Source organism: Micromonospora sp. BS32 (assembly GCF_059089345.1).
In genome coordinates this window covers 1-457 of sequence record NZ_JBSSHR010000105.1, presented here as the reverse complement: position 1 = coordinate 457, position 457 = coordinate 1, and the positions used below count along the sequence as shown (strand labels likewise).

Below are 457 nucleotides of genomic sequence, written 5' to 3'. Positions count from 1 at the left end.
AGTCGGAAAGAGCGCGGGCGAACATCTCGGTCGTGCGCCGTGAAAGTTCGTCGAGCAGTTCGCGGCCCGCCGGTGTGAGCCGCAGGATGCGGGACCGCCTGTCGGCGAGGTCGGGGGCGCGCTCGATCCAGCCGCGCTCGGCCGCGTGGGCCACATGCCTGCTGGTCACGGACATGTCCACGGCCAGCAGTTCGGCGAGGCGGCTCATCCGCATCTCGCCGTGCTGTTCCAGCAGGGCCAGTACGGCGGCGGAGCCGCCCGGACAGTCGGGGGGCAGGACGCGGGAGATGCCCCGTTTCACGGCGCCGATGGCGCTGAGCTGGTGGGCCAGTTCCGCGTACCGGCTCTTGGCGGCCATGACCCCTCCGTAGATCTCTCGCCCATGTTGTTGCTTAGGGCAACCATAGAAGCGTTTGGTTGCTGAAGGCAAACTAAAAATGGGCATCAGGAGTAAAGG

The 457-nt window shown here is 66.7% G+C and carries 1 protein-coding gene; it reads right to left on the bottom strand.

From position 1 onward, the window contains the following. The coding region (locus tag AC5RWQ_RS30465) for a MarR family winged helix-turn-helix transcriptional regulator (RefSeq protein WP_494286041.1) at positions 1 to 358 on the bottom strand (358 nt) is incomplete at its 3' end. Positions 359 to 457: the final 99 nt, after the last annotated feature.